At 69.6% G+C, this 17,742-nt stretch carries 18 protein-coding genes and 1 tRNA gene; 1 reads left to right on the top strand and 18 read right to left on the bottom strand.

The window, feature by feature from the left end; translation table 11 throughout:
* Nucleotides 1-130: 130 nt before the first annotated feature.
* From ACWF94_RS11580 to ACWF94_RS11535, 10 genes are all read right to left on the bottom strand, one after another.
* Nucleotides 131-1,774 (bottom strand): major capsid protein, encoded by a 1,644-nt coding sequence (locus ACWF94_RS11580; RefSeq protein WP_453487147.1) that lies wholly within the window; start codon nucleotides 1,772-1,774, stop codon nucleotides 131-133.
* 123 nt (nucleotides 1,775-1,897) lie between these two features.
* The gene (locus ACWF94_RS11575) at nucleotides 1,898-2,083 is read right to left on the bottom strand and encodes a hypothetical protein (RefSeq protein WP_453487146.1); all 186 of its coding nucleotides are present in this window, start codon (nucleotides 2,081-2,083) and stop codon (nucleotides 1,898-1,900) included.
* Between the two features lies 1 nt (nucleotide 2,084).
* Nucleotides 2,085-5,558, bottom strand: a complete 3,474-nt coding sequence (locus ACWF94_RS11570; protein ID WP_453487145.1) for a phage minor head protein — start codon at nucleotides 5,556-5,558, stop codon at nucleotides 2,085-2,087.
* Between the two features lies 1 nt (nucleotide 5,559).
* Nucleotides 5,560-5,961, bottom strand: a complete 402-nt coding sequence (locus ACWF94_RS11565) for a hypothetical protein (protein WP_453487144.1) — start codon at nucleotides 5,959-5,961, stop codon at nucleotides 5,560-5,562.
* A complete protein-coding gene (locus ACWF94_RS11560) occupies nucleotides 5,954-6,157 on the bottom strand; it encodes a hypothetical protein (protein ID WP_453487143.1) in 204 nt (67 codons plus the stop codon). Before ACWF94_RS11560 ends, ACWF94_RS11565 begins: the two co-directional genes overlap by 8 nt.
* Nucleotides 6,150-6,392, bottom strand: coding sequence for a hypothetical protein (locus ACWF94_RS11555; protein WP_453487142.1), 243 nt, complete (start codon nucleotides 6,390-6,392; stop codon nucleotides 6,150-6,152). The genes ACWF94_RS11560 and ACWF94_RS11555 overlap by 8 nt, the downstream gene beginning before the upstream one ends.
* Entirely contained in the window at nucleotides 6,389-8,131 is a 1,743-nt protein-coding gene (locus ACWF94_RS11550) for a hypothetical protein (protein WP_453487140.1), read from the bottom strand. Before ACWF94_RS11550 ends, ACWF94_RS11555 begins: the two co-directional genes overlap by 4 nt.
* A complete protein-coding gene (locus ACWF94_RS11545; RefSeq protein WP_453487138.1) occupies nucleotides 8,131-8,469 on the bottom strand; it encodes a DUF1360 domain-containing protein in 339 nt (112 codons plus the stop codon). Before ACWF94_RS11545 ends, ACWF94_RS11550 begins: the two co-directional genes overlap by 1 nt.
* 231 nt (nucleotides 8,470-8,700) lie before the next feature.
* Nucleotides 8,701-8,874, bottom strand: coding sequence for a hypothetical protein (locus ACWF94_RS11540; protein WP_453487136.1), 174 nt, complete (start codon nucleotides 8,872-8,874; stop codon nucleotides 8,701-8,703).
* A 117-nt stretch (nucleotides 8,875-8,991) separates the two neighbouring features.
* Complete coding sequence (locus tag ACWF94_RS11535) at nucleotides 8,992-9,783, bottom strand: AbiV family abortive infection protein (RefSeq protein WP_453487134.1); 792 nt, start codon at nucleotides 9,781-9,783, stop codon at nucleotides 8,992-8,994.
* Nucleotides 9,784-10,033: 250 nt separating this feature from the next.
* On the opposite strand from ACWF94_RS11535, the gene ACWF94_RS11530 reads away from it, so the two are divergent.
* On the top strand, nucleotides 10,034-11,254 hold the full coding sequence (locus ACWF94_RS11530; RefSeq protein ID WP_453487133.1) for a PIN domain-containing protein: 1,221 nt from the start codon (nucleotides 10,034-10,036) through the stop codon (nucleotides 11,252-11,254).
* 87 nt (nucleotides 11,255-11,341) lie between these two features.
* Here ACWF94_RS11530 and ACWF94_RS11525 read toward each other — a convergent pair whose 3' ends face one another.
* The 8 genes from ACWF94_RS11525 to ACWF94_RS11490 all read right to left on the bottom strand — a co-directional run bounded on the left by ACWF94_RS11525 (nucleotide 11,342) and on the right by ACWF94_RS11490 (nucleotide 17,651).
* Nucleotides 11,342-12,070 carry a hypothetical protein gene (locus tag ACWF94_RS11525; RefSeq protein ID WP_453487131.1) on the bottom strand — a complete coding sequence of 243 codons (729 nt, stop codon included), beginning with the start codon at nucleotides 12,068-12,070 and terminating at the stop codon, nucleotides 11,342-11,344.
* 31 nt (nucleotides 12,071-12,101) lie between these two features.
* Nucleotides 12,102-12,350 (bottom strand): hypothetical protein, encoded by a 249-nt coding sequence (locus ACWF94_RS11520; protein ID WP_453487129.1) that lies wholly within the window; start codon nucleotides 12,348-12,350, stop codon nucleotides 12,102-12,104.
* Between the two features lie 67 nt (nucleotides 12,351-12,417).
* Nucleotides 12,418-12,723, bottom strand: a complete 306-nt coding sequence (locus ACWF94_RS11515; RefSeq protein ID WP_453487127.1) for a hypothetical protein — start codon at nucleotides 12,721-12,723, stop codon at nucleotides 12,418-12,420.
* Between the two features lie 12 nt (nucleotides 12,724-12,735).
* Nucleotides 12,736-14,313, bottom strand: coding sequence for a terminase large subunit domain-containing protein (locus ACWF94_RS11510; RefSeq protein WP_453487125.1), 1,578 nt, complete (start codon nucleotides 14,311-14,313; stop codon nucleotides 12,736-12,738).
* A complete protein-coding gene (locus ACWF94_RS11505) occupies nucleotides 14,310-15,023 on the bottom strand; it encodes a hypothetical protein (protein WP_453487123.1) in 714 nt (237 codons plus the stop codon). The genes ACWF94_RS11510 and ACWF94_RS11505 overlap by 4 nt, the downstream gene beginning before the upstream one ends.
* 113 nt (nucleotides 15,024-15,136) lie before the next feature.
* Nucleotides 15,137-15,961, bottom strand: coding sequence for a hypothetical protein (locus ACWF94_RS11500; protein ID WP_453487121.1), 825 nt, complete (start codon nucleotides 15,959-15,961; stop codon nucleotides 15,137-15,139).
* On the bottom strand, nucleotides 15,928-17,382 hold the full coding sequence (locus ACWF94_RS11495) for a putative antirestriction adenine methyltransferase (RefSeq protein WP_453487119.1): 1,455 nt from the start codon (nucleotides 17,380-17,382) through the stop codon (nucleotides 15,928-15,930). The genes ACWF94_RS11500 and ACWF94_RS11495 overlap by 34 nt, the downstream gene beginning before the upstream one ends.
* A gap of 191 nt (nucleotides 17,383-17,573) precedes the next feature.
* Nucleotides 17,574-17,651 (bottom strand) — tRNA-Arg (locus tag ACWF94_RS11490).
* Nucleotides 17,652-17,742 lie beyond the last annotated feature (91 nt).

Genomic DNA, 17,742 nt, shown 5'->3' with positions numbered 1-17,742 from the left:
GGGCAGCGGCTCGCCGGGGATCGGCTCGACGTACTTCCTCATGCCCGCCATCGCTCGCCTCCGTTCTCAACTTGGTTGTGCCGGGCCCGCGTTCAGATCACGGGCCCGGCACGACTGGGGCGGGCGAGGGTCAGGCGATCGGGCAGGTCAGCGCCGTCTGGCCGCCGGTGGTGCCGGACGGGCAGATCGGGATGGTGATGGCGCGGGTGTCGACGGACCGGTCCACGAGGGCCACACACTCCTCAGCGAAGAGGGCCGTGTAGTCGTTGGTACTGAACTTGGTTGAATCATGAATTACCCCGAGGTTGACCTCTTCGCCACGGCCGATCTGGAGCGAGCCCGCCGGGTACATCAGCCCCTGCATGGTCGCGGGCCATTCCGTTGCCGGCGTCGGTCCGCCGAGGTCGGTCGGGACACCCGGGGGCAGGTTCCGCGCCCACTGGGTGCGGACACCGAGACGGCTGAACGCGTCCTGGATACAGCCGGGGTCGATCTCGCAGACATCCTTGCCGTTCTGGCGGGCGATGTCCGCGAGGAACAGGTTCCGCGCCCACCACGGGAACACGACCTCCAGGGCCGTGGTCTCACACAGGCTGTGACGCTCAATCATGTCGGCGGCCTGGAGAGCGATCGCCGCGTACACGGCCGACAGAGCGCCGAACGTCGCCGGGAGGACGACCGGGGTCGCGATCGCGAGAGCCTGCTGGTAAAGGACCGAGCGGATCCGGATCTCGTGCGCCACCATGGCGTTGCGGAGGTACCAGGCGACCAGTTCGGGGAAGTGGCGCTGCGTCAGGATGCCCGCTTCCAGACACACACCGACCGCGTCACAGCGGACCTCGACCGGGGCGGGGCACGGGATCGTGAAGCAGGGCTTGGTCGCGCCGCTGATGTCGTCGGCCTCGGTGTGCACCCACGTCATCGTGGACACATCGAGCGACAACGGCTTGTAGTACCTCAACCCACCCCTCGCGAGCTGGATCTCCGGCGCGTCCCACAGCATGTCAGGGCACGCCGTGTCGGTCAGCTCGTAGATCGTCTCCGAGGGTGCGCACCAACCGCCGGACGCCACGAGGTCCTTCTCCGGCAGGCGCCTCTGGCTGGACGCGTGGAGCGACACCGTGGTCCCCTCCGGGGCCGACGAGGAGTCGGTGACGATCAGCTCCTGCTGGTACGGGTGCCGGTAGCTGATGACCTGGCCCACGCCACCGCCCGCGGTCTTCAAGGCGTTGGCGCGGGAGATGATGCCCGCCGTGATGCCGTCGAAGTCGAGCGCCTGGCCCGGGGCGTAACCAGGGACGTCGACCGCCGCGGTGATGCTCGTACCCGGGGCGGGCGGCTCCGGCAGGACACGGGGCTGACGGCGGCGCACGCCGGACAGGTCCAGGGCCGGGCGTGCGACGACCGAGGCGGTGACCTTCGGGGCGGGATCGGGATCGGGCTCCGGCTCCTCGACCACCGCGGCGGCGGTCTCCTCGCCCCCCGTACCCTCCCCGCCCTCGGCCGCCTCGGTGGGGGCCTCGGGGCCGCGCACCTGGGCGGCGAGAGAGTCGATCTCGGCGGCGGCCTGCTCGGCTGCCTCGCGGCGCGACGCCTGCTCGGAACGGATCGAATCCACACACGTGGCGAGAGACCGCAGAGACTCCAGATCCTTCGTCGTGACGGTGGTGGACTGCGACTTGGCGTCGAACGCCTCGACAGCGCCCGAGAGCGCCTGGTTCAGCTCGTCGTCGGAGAGAGCGGAGACGTCTTCCGGGATTTCGAAGTCGGCCATGGCCTGGGCACTCCTGTGATCGATCTTGGAGTTGCCCGGCCCAGAACCAGCGGCGATGTGAGAAGCATAGCCCGATGCCGACCGCCGACATCGGGCTATGTCAAGGGGACACCTACGACAGGATCACGCCTTCTTGGCCGTGGTGGCCGCCTCCCTCGCCTTCTCGCGGACGACGCTGCCCGCGTACCGCTTCGACACGGCCTTGGCCGTGGCCTCCGACGACGAGGGGCCGAACAGCACCTTGCCGTCACCGCCGTCGGCGACGACTTCCCACTGCTGCCGCTTGCCCTTGTTGCAGGCGCATCCCATGTCAGGCTCCCTCTCCGGTGGTGGTGTGGCCGGCCGCGATCTCCTCGCGGGCCGGTGCGATGACGGAGGCGGCGAGTCGTGCGGCCTCTTCCTTCGCTGCTTCTCGCTGCTCGTGGTGCCGGTCCAGGGCCGTCACGAGGATGTCCAGGAACGGCACGCTGGACAGCAGGGCCGAGGCGACGGCGTCCACGTCCTTGCTCGCCAGGTGCGTTGTCCGGACGTTGTCCGGCCGGTTGTCCGGAACAATGTCCGGACGGTGTCCGACCTGGTCAGACGCGGTGCGCGTGTCCGTGGCCGGGGGCTGTCCGGACATGTCCGCCGGGTTGTCCGGGAGTTGTCCGGACACGTCCGGCTCGGTGTCCGGGAAGGTGGCGGCGCCGGCCGCCGACGCCGCCAGAGCCAGGTTGGAACGCTCGATCACAGCGGCGACGAGTGGCGACGAGTGACCAGGCACGGGCACGTCCAGGACCGCGCGCAGCTCCCAGCCCCCGCCCTGACGGGCCCGCAGGTGGTAACTCGGCTGGCACGTCCTGAATACCGCCTGGTCCCAGTCGGACAGCCAGGGCGCCCCCGCGCCGGAGAACCAGAGACCGCCTTCGCTGAGGCCCACGGTGACGATCGCGCCGACCGTGCCGCTGTTGTCGAACTGACAGACCGCGTCGTCGCACTGGGCTCCGTCGCCGTTGTGCCCGACGTTCATCGTCATCGCGCCGACCTTGATGCTGCTGCCGTCGTCCAGGCGGAACTTCGCCCGGAGGAAGTGGCTGAAGTCCAGGCCCTCCCGCGCGAGCCGGTCGATCGTGATCTTCTTGCCGGGGTAGCCCGCGTGCGGCACCCCGGCCTGGGCAACCCACCCCCAGACCCGCCCCTCGGAGTAGTGGACTCCTCCGGACCCTGGGGGCAGCTCCTGGGCGGTCGGTTCGCGGAACCAGGCAGCGGGCATCGGCGGCATGTCCTGCATCGCCGTCCACGCCGACGCCACCAGCTCTTGCATCGCCGGGCTCTCGTCGTCCTCCCACGCGGACGCCGTGGTGTCGTTCTGCGGGCCCTCCGAGGAAGGTCCGGCGTACAGGCCGGGAGCGAGGCGCACGATCCGCCCGGCCTTCGCCGCCCGCGCCAGATGCCCGCGCGCCGTCTCCATCTTGATGGTGAGGGCGCGGGCGACGTCCCGTGCGCCGACGGGCACCGGGGACGACTTCACGTACTGGACGACCCGCAGGTGCGCGGGGGACGGTCCGGCTGCCGCCCACCACTCGTCGTCTTCCTCCACCTGGGCGGCCGGCTCGGGCTCGGCCAGGACGATGCGGGCCTGGTCGTAGGCGGGCATCGCCACGAGGGTGGCGCCGCGCAGCCGGGCCCGGGTGATCCGCATCAGGAGGTCGCCGGACGACTCGCGGTGCACGACCGTGCCCTGGCCCTGGTCGTCGGGGTCGCCTGCCGCCGCGGTGAGGGTGCCGGTCGCGGCGAACGCGGTCTGTACGGCTGCGGCGGACACCTGGCCGTCCGGGCCGGTGATGAGCTGCGCCGTGTGCGCCGACCGGGTCAGGAAGTCTCCGCACGCGGTGAAGTTCCGTTCGTCGGTCGCGGTGATCGACCAGGACCCGTCACTCATGCGGAACAGGGACGCCGCTGGCAGCGACGCGAGGAGCACGACCGCGCCCTCCTCGGCCTCGTCGCGGGGGCTGCGGTCCACGAACTCCACCGAGACGTCGTCCAGGTCGACGGAGACGCCGAGGGGTGCGCCCTCGGCGAGGAGCATGAGCGCGTCGGCTCCGGCGGGGCGGTTGGGGTAGAGGACGCCGGTGCCGGTGATGCGGTCGCCTTCACGGTCTACGTACTGGATGGCCCCGGCGAGTTCCGCTCCCTGGTGGCCCATCAGCATCTCGTCGGCGTACTGGAGCGGCCACGGCCCGGCCCCGGACCAGTACACCGATCCGGGGCGGAACACGCGGCCGTCGCCGGTCTCGGTGTTCTCGAACGCCAGGGCCGTGTCGTCCGGGTTGTGCCAGGCGCGGGGGGCGAGCGGCCCGGTCGTCAGGTTCTCGTCTTCGTCCATCGTGGTTGCCTCCTCTTCCCGGCCGAGCGGGATGTCGGTGTGCTCCCCGGCGAAAGCGACCCGCAGCCTGTCGAAGCGGATCGGGCCGAGGCGCTGGTTCATCGCTGTCAGCAGGGACGGGCTACGGGTGTAGGCGGCGCAGACGTGGGGCTGCCACGGCGTGTGCTGCGTCGGTAGGTCGGGCTGACGGTGCATCTCCTCCAGCGCGTACGTGGCCGTCCAGCGGGCCGTGTCGAGGGTCGGGGCGTCCTGGGGGCGGTCGCGGTCGTCGCCGACGGACCACACCCAGCACGGGTCATCGCCGTCCGCGTTCCACTGGTTCGCGCCGAAGACCCGGGCGGCGATCGGCTCGCCGAGGTCCTGGGCACGGGAGCGGAGCAGGCTGATGAGGTCGGCTCGGGATTCCTCGTCCCAGTCGGCCCCTTCGCCGAGGTAGAACAGCGTCAGGTGCAGCTCGCCCGCCGGCTCGGAGCCGGTGGCGTTGAGGACCAGGCGCTCCGCGTCCTCAGCGGTGGGCATCAGGGCGATCATCGCGCCGGTGTGGCCGCCTGCTGCTGCGGTCACCGACTGGGGGACTTCCACACTGCTCTCCTCAGATTCCAAGACGTGACCCCGTGCGGGGTCCTTCGGTTCGTAGGCAGAGGCGCGTTGTTCGGGGGCCACTCCGAGGCGGCACCGGCAGTGAATGACCAGGGACGCCGGGGCGGTCGGGTCGCCGGGGGCCTGCATCTCCACCCCGGCCACCACGAACGGCTCGGCCAGGAGCCGGATCTGACCGTCGACCTGGTCGTGGGCGGTGCGCACCCGCGCGTCGTGCCGGGTGATCCACTGCTTCACCACCGGCCGGTCCTCGCCGGTCGCAGCCTCAGCAGCGGTCAGGGTCGCCGTGTTCCACGCCCTGGTCGCCTCGGTCTGCGCGATGCGATGTTCCCGTACGGGGCCCAGGTGTGCCCCTTCCCGGTTGAACGCGGTGCGCAGCCTCGCCCGTAGCTGCTCGATGTCCTCACCGGCCGCGACGCCGGCCGCGAGCTCCGCGCGGGTCGCCTCGGCGAGCCGGTCACCGACCGCCCGCAACAGGTGCTCGGTGGTGGAGACGTACTGGGCGATGTCCTCGGGGAGTTCACGGCCGTCGTCGTACCGGCCGGGAAGGTCGTCCCAGCCGTCCGGCAGCTCCCCGCCGACGTCCTCGGCTGCGGCGACCGCGGCCCGCTCCGAGGTCCCGAGCAGGCGGCGCACGAGGCCGGTGACCCGGTTGTTCCACATGCGGGCGATCCGGCCCACGGAGAAGCGCGCGGCCACCAGCTCGTCGGCGGCCTGGACCGCGTCGGCGAACTCGTCGGCCGTCTCCGTGAGCGCCGCTGCGACCGCTTCGGCGAAGTCGGCCTCTGCCTGGTCGAGCTGGCGGTTTCGGTCCGGCATATCAGCGCTCCTCGTCGTGGAGGGCAGCGCGCAGGGTGGCCTCAGCGCGCTGGAAACCGTCGCGGTCCACATCCGCCGGGAACTCGAACGGCTCGCCGTCAGCGGCCCGTACGAGCTGCCAGCCGAGGACCTGGGTACCGCCTTCGTCCATCAGCAGAGCGAGGGCCAGGCCGCGAGGGTGGAACGTGGTGCGGTTGATGAGCCACAACAGGCCGGAGCCGACCAGGTCCTTCGGCGGGCGGTCGCTGCCCGCCAGGAGCACGGCGGCGTGCCGGTCGGTCTCGTCCATGCGCCACGCGGCGACCTCTTCGGCCAGGCCGTGATCCCGGCAGTGCGAGCACCAGCCATGGACGCGGTGCGCCGAGACGCTGTGCCCCAGCGGGGCGGTGGAGGTGTCAGCCATGGCCGGCCCCCTCGGGCGGGTTCGGGCAGGGACCGGGCACGGGGCCTACGTAGACCGCTGCCGGGCCCTGGTAGCTGATGGCCGGGCTGTTCCCGTTGAGCGTCAGGGACGTGACGCCGGGGACGCGGTCAAGGCGCACGGTGCGCAGGCCGTCGCAGTCGGGACACAGGTCGATGTGGTGGATGCACTCAGCCACGGTCGATCCTCCTTGCCGGGAGCGGGTTCGTGGGGTCCTCGCAGACCTCGCACCACGCCAGCGCCCCCGAGGTGGACACGCCCTCGGGGGTGAGCAGGTGCATCTCGCAGGTGATGCCGGTCCAGGCCCGGCAGGAGACGCACCACGCCTCGCGGGTCGTGCCGGGATGCAGGACCGGCCCGCCGTGGCCCTGCTGCTCGGTGGTGGCCGGTCGCCGGCCGTGGCGGGGACTCATGCCGCTGTCCCGAGGCAGGACGTGAGGACGGTCGGGACAAGCCGGTACTCGTGCTCGACTCCGGCCGCGATCAGCTCCCGGGCGTAGACGTCGAGGGACGAGGTCAGGCACTCCGGGTCGAGGCCGTACCGTCCGGCGATTTCCGAGGCACGGGACCAGGCGCCATCGAGGAGACGCCACTGCTCGACCTGGGCGGCGTCGACCGGGAGGAGCGTGTGGAGACGAGCCGACTCGATGTCGCGGGAGCGGGCCCGCTCCGAGCGGGGGCAGGCCGGGGTCTTGCGCAGCTTCTCGCCGGCCGCCGTGAGCGCACCCCAGATCAGGCCGTCCGCAGCCGCGAGGAGGCCGTCTGTGGGTCTGGCGGTGGCGGCGAGGGTGTCCGGCGGGGCCTCGGACTCGTCCACGGGCAGCTCGGGGTCGGTCTCGACCTCGTCCTCGTCGGGGGTGTTCTCCTCGTCGGGGTTGTCGGCGGGCTTGTTGCGGCGGGCGACTTCTTCTGCGTCGGGGGCGTCGGACTCATCGAAGCCGGTCTCTCGGCGGAGGGCAGCGTCGGAGATGACGCCCCGGTCGTGGGCCTGCAACGCGGTCTCGCTGCGGTTGGTGCGCACGCGCAGCGGGCTCGTGTCGTACCAGACGAGCCAGCGGTGCCACTCGGGGTCGCCCTCGGATTCGAGGATCGGGCGGAGCCACTGCTGTGTGAGGGCGTACGAGACCGTGGCGAGCTTCGGTTCGATGCCGAGGCGGATGGCCTCCGACGTCATCGCCCAGGCGCCCCAGTGGTTGACGTCGCCGAGGCCGAGGAGGATTTCGGCGGGGATCTCCAGGCCGGTCGCGAAGCGGCGTACAGCCTCGTTGCGGAGCTTCAGCGCCAGCTCGTCAAACTCGGACTCGAACTTGATCAGCTTGAAGTCGGCGATGGCGTCGGCGGGGAGTTCCAGCACGATCGGGACGGTCGCGGCGGCCGACTCGGGGTCACGGATCGCCGTCTCGGCGATCGTCATGAAGATTTCGATCAGGTCGTCCTGGGCTTCGCCGGCCGGGCCTGACGTGGGGAACCTGGTGCCCTTGGGGATGAGGAGCAGACCGCGGCCGGTGATGCGGGACCGGGCGATGGCCTTCACGGCGGCGTTGAGGAGCAGCAGCTCCTCCAGCAGTTCCAGGCTGGAGCGGACGGGGCTGTCGGCCTCAATGGCGCGCTCGGGGTCCGGCTCCCAGACGCGGATGGCGACAGGGCCGTCGGGGTCCATGCTCTCGGGGTCGCCTTCGGGGATCGGGACGTCTTCGCCGTCGATCTCCGCCATGAGCTTCCCGGACTGCTGCTTGACCTCCTTCACCGACAGGAGCCGCCAGTCGTGGCCGTCCTCCGGGCTGTAGGGGGAGAGGACTTCGGCGTTGGGGCGTACGACGATCCAGCCCTCGCCGGGGACGGTCAGGTGCTTGCCGAAGGTGCCGAGCATCCTCGACTGGCCGTCGGGGCCTCCGGCGATCTGGGCGACGATCTCGGCGGCGCGGTGGTTATCCGGTGCGGGCTCGATCGTGCCGTCGTCGGCGCGACGGCCGGCGAACAGGCGGGCCCCGGACATGGCGTTACCGATCCACGAGGCGGCGAACCTGACCTCGGGGACCTGGTGGTACATGTCGTAGGCGCGCGCCTGCCACGACTGGTCGCCTGCGCCCCGGCCCCGGATCTTGCGGGAGGTGTACCGGGACGCGGAGGCACTGATCTCCCTACGGGCCATCAGTGGTCGTCCTTGCGGGAGTCGTCCCACCGGTTGAGGAGGACGGCCGCGCCGGCCACGGCCAGCCACTCGAAGCCGTGGATGAGTACGGGCGCCTCGTCCCAAGTGCCGGTAACGAGGAGCCATGTCGCGAGGAGCGCCCCGGCGACCCACCACCCGGTGCAGTAGACGCAGGAGATCAGCGTCACCACCCCTTCGCGGAACGCCGAGGTAGGGCGGTTCTGCTGCCACGCGTCGACCCGAGAGCGAGCCGGGTCGAGAATCGAGTCATGGACGACGAGCTGGGTGCCTCGATAGCCAGCGAGGGCGAGGAGAGCAATTTCTGCGGGACTGATCATTTTCGTCCCCCTATGTAGAGATCATCCGGCCGAGTTCAGCGGGGGATGATAGGCCATCTCGCGCAGTGGGGTCCGACGTAAGTTGCCAGCTCAGGACCACTTTTCAGATCACAGCTACCAACGACCCCCGGGGCAGGTGCCTGGCCTGGCGGCATCGGTCCGGGCCGCCGATTTGCCGGAACACCACGAGGGGCCCGGAACCGGCCGGACCCCTCGTGTGTGCGGGCGCTGCTACTGGACGAACTGGCCCAGGACGGCGTGGACCGCCTCGTGGACCTCGTTCGACATTGCAGCGCGGCGGATGACCACCCTGGTGGCGGGGACAGCCGCTCGGGCGGCGCGCTTGGCCGCGTCGAGCCAAGCGTTGATCCCCCTCGCATGCTTCGGGTTGCGCTTCTTCGCCATGCAGCCCCCACTGGGTCAGAGGGAGAGCAGGTCTCTTCCCTCAGCCCTTGGTGTGAGAACTGGCGCATCCAACATTACGAGCCTCGTGTGATCCCGGTCACATCTCTGTGGTCGAAATCAGGCTGGATTCGGCTGCCCTCCCGACGAAGGTCCCGAAGCTTCAGGGCCGGTGTGGGAAGGGGCGGCCGTCTGGGGCCCGCGAAGACGGTCAACGAACGTTGCCAGAGGGGTGCCGCGCAGCGCTTCCTCCACGTCCACGCCCTCCCATACCATCGTACGCGTCGCGGCGAGGATGCTTTCCGTTTCGCCCTCGGCCGCATCCCACATGGCGCCGGATGGGTCGGTCTCGCGAAACCGCCGAACCATCGCCAGGTAGTCGCTCGGTCGGCTCAGGGCTTCTTCGGAGTCCACCGCGAGGGTCATAGCCATCTCTACGATCCGGACCATGTCCCGCGCATGCTCCTCGGTGATGTCCTGCGGCGACAGAATGTTGCCGGTCGCGTTCGAGTCCGTGTAGAGGCTGCGGAATTTGCGCCGGTTCGTGCGGCGGGCGTCGGCGCGTGCCTGCTTGAACAGCTGTTCCAGGCCCTCGGGAGGCTCTTCGCCCATGATGCCCAGCACGAAGTACACGCAGAACGCCTTGAACTCATGGTCATTCACCGCGGCACGGAAACCCTCCGCTGCTGCCTGGCGTTTGGCGTCAGGCCAGATGAGGACGGATAGACAGAGAACCGACTTCCCCATCTCCTCCAGGGCGAGCGCGGCATTGGCGAAAGCGATCGGCCAGATCCCGGTGTCGAGGATCGCCTGAGCGGCGCGAAGCTGCTTCCGCGCGTGACTCTGTGCCTGATCAGCCAGGGCTATGAGGACCCGGTCTGTTTCCTCCGGGTCTGGGAGCAGCATCGCCATCTGATCACTTTGGCAGGGGCTGGCCCCCAGCGCACCGTCTTTCTCCACGCTCGGAAGAGTCCAGCGGGTGCTCGCCACTGGTCAGGACAGCCCAGGCTCGGCGGTGTACTCGGCATCGTCCGGTCGAGCGGAGTCGTCGACCGGGCGCACGGGAGCGGGGTCCCGGGGCATATCGCGAGAACTCCGGTGCACGCAAGGCGACGACCTGCAAGTGTTTGATCAGAAACCGCCCACTGATGCGGAGTTGCTCGTGATCATCCTGGATAGCTGCACGCTCCGGAGCGTCGGCCTCGGCAGCGGACTCGATCTGCTGCACACGATCAAGGCGTCCGGCGTAGCTGTCGGTGTCCCGTGGATCGTCGTGGAGGAACTGGCCGCCCAGAAGTCGCTTGAGTACACGAAGGCCCACGAGGCGGCAGAGAGAGCCCTTGAGGTGCTGCGGAAGGCCACCCCCTGGGCAGCCGAAAGCGGTAGAACGAAGGAGACCGACAAGGTCAGGGAGCACTGGCGGGCCTACTACGGGAGGCTCGGGACCGTAATCCGCTCCAGCCAGGAAGTCATGGAGGAAGCGATCCGACGAGAGGCGAACGTCATTCCTCCGTGCAAGCAGGCGGGCCCCGAGAAGAAGCCGTTCAAGATCGGCGGCAGGGACGCTGCGATCTGGCTGACAGCCGTCGAATACGCCCGCGCCAACCCGGAAGAGACGGTCTACTTCGTCAGCAGCAACATCACGGACTTCGGGGACGGCAGCAGCTATGAGCCGCCCATGGACCAAGACCTCGATGGCCTCGGGGATCGGTTCAGGCACCTGACGAGTTTCGATGATGTCGTCGCCGAGTTCGCCCAGCCGACCAGCGTCGACATGGACACGGTGGTCGAGATCTGCGAACAGCCCGAGGTGCAGCAGGCGGTGCGGGCCTACTCGTTCAGGCACTGGACGTTTGGCGCCCACATCTTCTCTCAGGGGTTCGAAGCAACCACGATCACCGGGGCAAACACCACTAGGACCACGCGAGCCCAAGGATGGATCGACCCGCACAGGGTAGTCGTGCGCAGGCTGTCAACTGACAAGATCACGGGATATCACATCGGCGACGCTGTATGGGTGACTGCCGAGGTGGCTTGGGAACTCAGCGGCTATGTGTTGGAGGGAGACGACCAGCTTGTGTGGGTTGCGACCCGCCTCGACACGAGCCTGCTGCTTTCAGTCGGAGGGACCTCCAACCCTGCCGCCATCCTCCGGAGTTCCCCGCCCCGCGCAGTAGACGCTGACCTCGTGGACATCCCTGCCCAGCGTGCGGAGGAAGAGAAGCTCTGCCCTACGTTTGCTGCCATGCTCACAGACCCGGAGAGGACACTGGACGACTGGCTGTCAACCAACCCGGAAGGCAAGTGGTTCAGCAGCCGTCAGCACCGGGAACTCCTCTTCGCCGCTATTGCATCGCACGTGTTGGCTACTCGGAAGAGGTAGGGCAGCCGTTCATGTTAGGCCGCGGCGAATGGTCAGTTCCGTTCGGGAACGTTGCATGTCAGACCACTTTCAGATCACAAACAGGGGCTACGGAGTCGCGGCCGGCGCGGGTGGCCAGTCGGGGGCTTCGACGTCCGGATAGATCTCCCGGTAGTCCGCCAGGCGCTCGACATAGTGAGCGCTCCCGGCGGGGGTGAGGACATATCGGCGGCGCTCGCGGGTGACGTAGTGCGGCGACTGGTCGGGGTAAGCCCCGTTCACCGTGGTGCGTGTCACCACGACGCGCAAGTAGGGCCGGTTACCGCGCAGGATCTCGCCGTCGACCAGGTAGCCGTGGGCATCGCCCCACAGCTGATCCGTCTCTAGACCATCCTCGCCGGCCGCCGCAACTTTGCTGAACTCGCGCCACAGCCACTCGGACAGTGCCCATTTCGGCTTCGTCCAGCGGGGGCCGTAGCCGAGGCCGGCGCGGGCGGCGGCACGCCCGACCGGGGTGATCCGTACGCACACGATCGTGGAGAGCAGGCCGGGCACGTAGTCGACTTCGACCAGGCCGCGGGTGCCGAGGGCGGTGAGGGTGGACCCGGCGCCCGGGTCGTGGACGCCTTTCGACCGCAGCCGCGAGGCGAGGGCCGAGCCCGCGCTGTTGAGCGGGATACGCCGCCACACGCGGGCCGGGGTGCGGCTCCACGTGCGGGCGGACTCCGTACGGTGCGCCGCCTCGCGTACCTCGTCCTCGTGGAAGATCGCTTCCAAGTAGGTCCGCTGACGGTCGTTCAGTTCGCCCCATACTGTCTGTGCCTTCGAAGCGGTCACGGTGCGTGGCTCCTTCCTGCCGGGGGCGTCGTCAGAACAGAGCCATCGCGTCCGCGTCGGCGGTCACCGTGGCGGGCACTTCGGCCTCGATCTCGATCTGCCCGTACGGTAGATCTACGATCTCCAGCGATCCGGCGCACGACAGGAGGTGGCCGTCGGCGTCGCGGCGGGCGTTGGGGGCGTCGTGCCGCCAGATCCGGCCCTTGCTGAGCCGACCGGCGACCATCCCGGCCGCGATCGACCGTGTGCAGCTCGGGCATTCCACGCGAGGCAGCTTCATCACTCGGTCAGTGTGACCGGGCCGGCCGGGGTTCCGCCAACGGTTCAGGCCAGGGGGCTGTTGCCGTCTACCAGCCGCCCGGCATGTGGACCGCGCCGCTCGCCATGATGTCCTGCACGGCGCGGGCGCGGGCGCGTTCCCGGGCGTTCGCCTCATCGGTTCCGAGGCAGTCGGCGACGAGGCGCGCGCCGACCCGCTGCCGCGCCTCGCTGGACATGCCCTCGTCGGCCAGGGCGGCGTCGAGGTGACCGAGGACGGTCCGCATCCGGTGCACCTCTGCGACGAACTCAGGGGCGTGGAGCGCCGCGTGCTGCGCCTGCGGGTTGCTGTCCAGGTACTGACGGAGCGTCGTCTCAACCACAAGGGGATCCATCGCACCAGTTTCTCACCGGCTGATCCGGCGACCGTACTGTCCGGCCGACGCCGGGACCTGCCGGCCGCCGGGGCTGGGCGCCTGCGGGAGCGGCGCGTGGACGATCGCCCCCTGGTTGACCTCCGGAATGAGGCCGTACACGAGGACACAGGACGCGTCGATGCGGCCGGGACTGTCGGTGTCGGTCGGCATCCATGTGGCCCACTCGTTTTCCAGGTCCGTCATCATGCCGCGCAGCCGTACTCGGTCCTCGACCATCTGCTGGGCGATTGGCTCGGCGCGGAGCAGTTTGCCTTGCTTGGCGTGCACCGCGTCGATCAGCGGCATCAGCGTCTTTTTCGGGATGCGGCCCTCGTCCTGGAGGGCCTTCCACGCGGTGCGGATCGCCAGGGTGCACATGTCCCGGCCGAAGTTCCATTCCACGTAGATCACGGCCGCGTTCGTCTCGTACGCCAGGATGCAGGCCCGGCGCGACCACTCGGCCGACGACATGGCTTCCGACCGGTCGTGCGTGATCCATACCCGGTTGTCGGCGCCGAGGAAGCCCCCGATGATGCCGGCGACGTCGCGGCCACCGCCGGACGGGTCGATCGAGACGGCGATCTTCTGCGGCTCCACCACGGTGATGCCGTCGCGGATCGCCCGGAGCAGGTCACGGGAGACGAGCGCGCCTTCGGCGGGCTGCGGGTCGCCCTGCGACAGGGCGTGCCAGTCCCGGACGCTCGACGTGCTCTTGACGTCCGCCCACCAGGCCAGCAGCGCCCGCCTGTTCCGCGTCGAGATCTTCGGGTGCGGCAGTGGGTCACCAGGGGCGCGGCCGAGCGGGTCGGTGCCGAACTTGGCGTCGGCGATGGCGGGCAGGTGCACGACCTTCCACCGGCCGCCGTCCTCCAGGCGGCCGTCCTCCTCCAGCCGTCGGCCGGCGAAGTCGTCCGGGTGCCAACGAGTCTGGATCGCCACCACGGCGTTCCGGTCCGGCTGCAATCGCTTCGTGGCCGCCGACGACCACCAGTCGTGGACGCGTTCACGCATCTTCGCCGACTCCGCCTCGGCACGGTCCTTATGCGGGTCATCCACGACCAGCAAGTTCACGGAGAAGCCGGTGAGGCCGGCGCCGAGGGACACCGAGCGGACGCCGCCGCCCTGCACCGTCTCGTAGTCCTGTGCCGCCTCTGACCCGGCCAGCAGCGACAGGTCGTACTCGCCGCCGTGCTCCTGGATGTACCGGCGGATGGCCTTACCGCGTCTAAGCGCCAGGTCGTCGGAGTACGAGGTGACCGCGACACGGTCCTCCGGGTGGAGGCACAGCCACCAGAACGGCGCCCACTCCGCCACCGTCGTGGACTTCCCGACCTGCGCCGGGGTCAGGACCAGAAGCCGGTCATACTCGCCCCGTTCCAACCCCACCAGGGCCTCGCTGATGACCCGCAGGTGCGGGCGCATCCGGTACGACCGATCGAGACCACGGGCGAGCGTGGCCGGATCGCGCAGCAGGTCCCGGGCCGCCGCCCTCTTCGCGGCCTGGAGCCGCCGGAACACTTCCGCGTCGTCAAGGTGGTCCAGCTCGCTGACGGCGGGCACCCTGCTCACTCGTCGCCACCACTGCCCTCGTCCACGGCCGGGACTGGCGCGGCGCTCCCCTCCTCCTCGTCGGCGTCGAACGGCAGCGTCGCGCCCTCGTCCTCGCCGGCCGCTTCGTCGCCCTGGCCGTACTCCTCGTCGTCGTCCTCGCCGTCGAGTGCCCGAACCCGCCGGGTGACGGACGCGGCCAGCTCGGCGAGGCGTACCCGCCGCTGCTCCGGCGGCATCTGCGAGAACTCCGCGACCTGGACCGTCAGCGGGTCCCCACCGGCACCGGTGACCGCGATCGTCTCTGTCGGATCACCGAACAGGTTCCGCCGCAGCCGCATCGTGGTCTCCACGAACCGGGTGAACTCCGAGATCGTCATGTCGCCGACGAGCTGCTGCACGTGCGGGAGGGCCTGGCCGACCATGCCGGTCATCACGCGGAGGATCTTCATGTCGTCGCGGGCGGCCCGGCGGCGCTCTTCCTCCATCTCGGCGGTGTACTGCCGCTGCTGGTGGGTGTCCCAGGCGCTCGCGCGGTCCTGCCACCGGTACTGAGCGGCCAGCGCCCGTACATGGCTGTACGAAAGTGCTAGCGCGTCTGACGCTTTTGCAAGGGTTCTGGTCAGTCCGAGGTCTCGGAATACGAGGAACCGCTGGTGCCGCTTGGGGGTCTCTCCTGGCTGGCGTTCCCAGGGATCCACGGAGGGGTCGAGGGTGATGCGGTCGCTCATGTCGTCACGGTCCTGTGTGGCCTGCACGGGGCGGTGGGTGAGGGGACGCGTGGAGGCCCGTGGCGGTGCGTGAGCGTGCCGTGGGCTTCACTGCGTCAGGGGCAGTGCCGGGCCTAGGTGGTGGTCGGCTCCACTGCTGCCTGGGCGGCTTCCTGCGCAGCCTGCTCGATCTCGCGGCGGGCGATGTCCGTGAGCATGGCGACCATCGTCGTGAAGTTCCGGACGTCCTTGCAGCGGCCGAAGGCGTAGACGGCGCTGGCGAACTCCTCGAACTGCTCGGCGGAGGCGACGCCGACCACGTCGGTGCCGGAGGCGATGGCCGTGATGGCGTCCTTGAAGTCCTCCATCTGGTGGGGCAGAAACATCAGGGTCGCTGCGCGCCAGTCGAACTCTCCGTGCGGGATGGCGAGCTTGGTGTCGTCGGCCTCGACGGTCGGTAGCTGGTCCTCGTCCAGTCCGGTCGCGATCAGGTCGTCCACGTTGTCGATCATGGAGACGAGCTGAGCGAGGACGTCTTTGTCGGGGTTGCCGTGCAGCTCGTTGTGGGCGATCTGCTTCGCGATGACCTCGGAGCGCCGCATCTTGCGGGTGTCGATGATTGCCGGGATGCGGTTGATGCCGGCGGAGCGGGCGGCGCGGGAGCGGTGGTGTCCGGAGATGACCTCGACGGGGCCCTCGCCTCCGGGCTGGTGGCAGTACGGCAGGGACTCGAGAGCCCCCCGCTTGCGGATGTTGCCGGTCAGCCGCTCGAAGTGCCGGGGCTGCATGACCTGGGCGTTGATGTCCTGCTCGCGGAGGGTCGTGACGTCGACCCACCGGATGAACAGGTCTTCGCCGATCTGCATGGAGTCCATCGGCATGGGGACGGCGGCGGCCGGGTCCGGCGCCGTGTCGTCGCCGGCGGTCACGCTGTCGTCCTGCTTCGGCTCTTTCGCCATGACTTCTCCTTGGCCAGGAAGGTGGTGAGGGTGGTGGGGATGCTGTCGCCGTTCCAGTCGGCGCGGTACGTGAGCTTGAAGCCGTCGGGGTGCTTGGCCCGGGACTCCAGGGCCATGAGCCCGCGCAAGCCCTTCGCCTCGGGGTGCCGGGTGTACTCGACGGTGACCAGGCCGTCGGACGCGGCGAGGATGATCTCCGAGGCGCCGGTGAACACGAGGGCGGCGGTGCCGTGACGCAGCGCGCACATGGTGGCCAGGCGGGTCAGGCGGTAGCTGTGGTGCGGGGCGCCGAACGCGAACCGCATCAGCAGGTGCGACGTGTACTTCTTCGTGCCGGGGTACGGCCGGGTCATCGTCTCGGCGCCGTAGCCGATGACGCCGGCCGCTTTGCCGTCGACGGCGACGAGGAGGTTGTACGAGCCTGGGGCGGCGGCGAGGCGGTGCATCCACAGGTCGCGGTAGTAGTCGCACTCGGTGCCGCGTACGGGGATCAGCTCGACCCGCGACTCGGGGGTGATCTCGTGGTCGGGGCTGATGATCGGGAGGTTGGTGGGCGTGTACGAGCGGGACATGCCCAGGGCGACCTTGGGGCCGCCGGTGAGCTTGAAGATCTCCTCTGGCCGGTTGCTGATGACGTAGGCGCGGGCGACGTCGCCGAGGGGGTGTGCGAACACCGGGGTCTCGTGGGCGGCGATGCCGCTGCGCTCCTCTTGGAGGAACATCAGCAGGGCCGCCTTGTCGCGCATGTGGTCGGCGAGGCGCTGCATGTCGACGTCCGGGTCGAACACGGAGTAGCTGGGCTCACTCCATTCGACCCGCCCGGCGGTGTCGAAGAACTTCTCGAAGCCGGCCTTGTACGTCGGCGGCGCGGCGATGATGATCGCGTGCGGGTCGTCCTCGGCTTCGGCGATGTGGTCCCACATGCACTTCGGGGTGAACTTCACGCCGGGGAGCCGTTCGGCGATCGATCCGAGGCTTTCGGCCAGGCGCTTCTTGTGGATGTCTTCCCGCTCGACCATGTCGGTGACGAGGTTGTTCCAGTAGTCCGCGTCGCCCTTGGCCTGCATACGGGCCAGCCAGTGGACGTACAGGAGGTGCGCGGCCTGTTCGGCCAGCGGTCCGTCCGGGATCTCTACGGGTTCGCCGTCCAGGGTCATTCCGAGAGCGGCCAGGTCACCGCCTGAGACGCAGGTGCCGACGATGCCGGTGTAGAGGGTGACGTCGGACGTCTCCATGTGCGCGGGCGGGATGCCCGCGTTGGCGGCGACGAGGGCCGCGGCGAACGAGCCGACCCCCACCTCCACGTACCGCGTGTACTGATCACGCGGGAGCTTGTTGAACACCTGCCGGTAGAAAGCCCGGTCGGGGGCCGAGGAGTTCCCCGCGAACAAGACACCGGGGGCGGCGAATCCTGCTGGCATAGCTGTCCCTGGGGTGGCGCGTCGCTCGGCCCACAACCAGCAGCGTGGGGAGAGGGTAGCCGCTTCACCTGGGCGGATCCGGTGGCCGCATGTCTCCGGTGCGGTAGTGGGAAGGGTGGGGCCGTCGCCCGTCGAGAGAAGCCGTTGAGGGCAAACGACGATCCCCCCGGCCTGGCTGGCCGGGGGGTGTGTGGACCGCGAGGGAGGATTCGAACCCCCGACCTCCGGCTTCGAGAGCCAGTGCACCAATCCAACTGTGCTACTCGCGGTAGCGGCTCGTGCGGTCACAGTGACCCGGCCCGAGCGACGCAAAGGCTAGCAGCCTGGGCAGGCCGATGGCCGGGGAGCCCACCGGCTCCC

This window comes from Streptomyces sp. NPDC055078 (assembly GCF_053607985.1).
Note: the sequence above shows the minus strand (reverse complement) of the source record. Positions and strands in the feature narration are given on the sequence as shown.

Coding starts and splice junctions, on each gene's coding strand:
- ACWF94_RS11580 (WP_453487147.1), bottom strand. CDS start 1,774: ATGGCCGACTTCGAAATCCCGGAAGACGTCTCCGCTCTCTCCGACGAC.
- ACWF94_RS11575 (WP_453487146.1), bottom strand. CDS start 2,083: ATGGGATGCGCCTGCAACAAGGGCAAGCGGCAGCAGTGGGAAGTCGTC.
- ACWF94_RS11570 (WP_453487145.1), bottom strand. CDS start 5,558: ATGCCGGACCGAAACCGCCAGCTCGACCAGGCAGAGGCCGACTTCGCC.
- ACWF94_RS11565 (WP_453487144.1), bottom strand. CDS start 5,961: ATGGCTGACACCTCCACCGCCCCGCTGGGGCACAGCGTCTCGGCGCAC.
- ACWF94_RS11555 (WP_453487142.1), bottom strand. CDS start 6,392: ATGAGTCCCCGCCACGGCCGGCGACCGGCCACCACCGAGCAGCAGGGC.
- ACWF94_RS11550 (WP_453487140.1), bottom strand. CDS start 8,131: ATGGCCCGTAGGGAGATCAGTGCCTCCGCGTCCCGGTACACCTCCCGC.
- ACWF94_RS11545 (WP_453487138.1), bottom strand. CDS start 8,469: ATGATCAGTCCCGCAGAAATTGCTCTCCTCGCCCTCGCTGGCTATCGA.
- ACWF94_RS11540 (WP_453487136.1), bottom strand. CDS start 8,874: ATGGCGAAGAAGCGCAACCCGAAGCATGCGAGGGGGATCAACGCTTGG.
- ACWF94_RS11535 (WP_453487134.1), bottom strand. CDS start 9,783: ATGGCGATGCTGCTCCCAGACCCGGAGGAAACAGACCGGGTCCTCATA.
- ACWF94_RS11520 (WP_453487129.1), bottom strand. CDS start 12,350: ATGAAGCTGCCTCGCGTGGAATGCCCGAGCTGCACACGGTCGATCGCG.
- ACWF94_RS11515 (WP_453487127.1), bottom strand. CDS start 12,723: ATGGATCCCCTTGTGGTTGAGACGACGCTCCGTCAGTACCTGGACAGC.
- ACWF94_RS11505 (WP_453487123.1), bottom strand. CDS start 15,023: ATGAGCGACCGCATCACCCTCGACCCCTCCGTGGATCCCTGGGAACGC.
- ACWF94_RS11500 (WP_453487121.1), bottom strand. CDS start 15,961: ATGGCGAAAGAGCCGAAGCAGGACGACAGCGTGACCGCCGGCGACGAC.
- ACWF94_RS11495 (WP_453487119.1), bottom strand. CDS start 17,382: ATGCCAGCAGGATTCGCCGCCCCCGGTGTCTTGTTCGCGGGGAACTCC.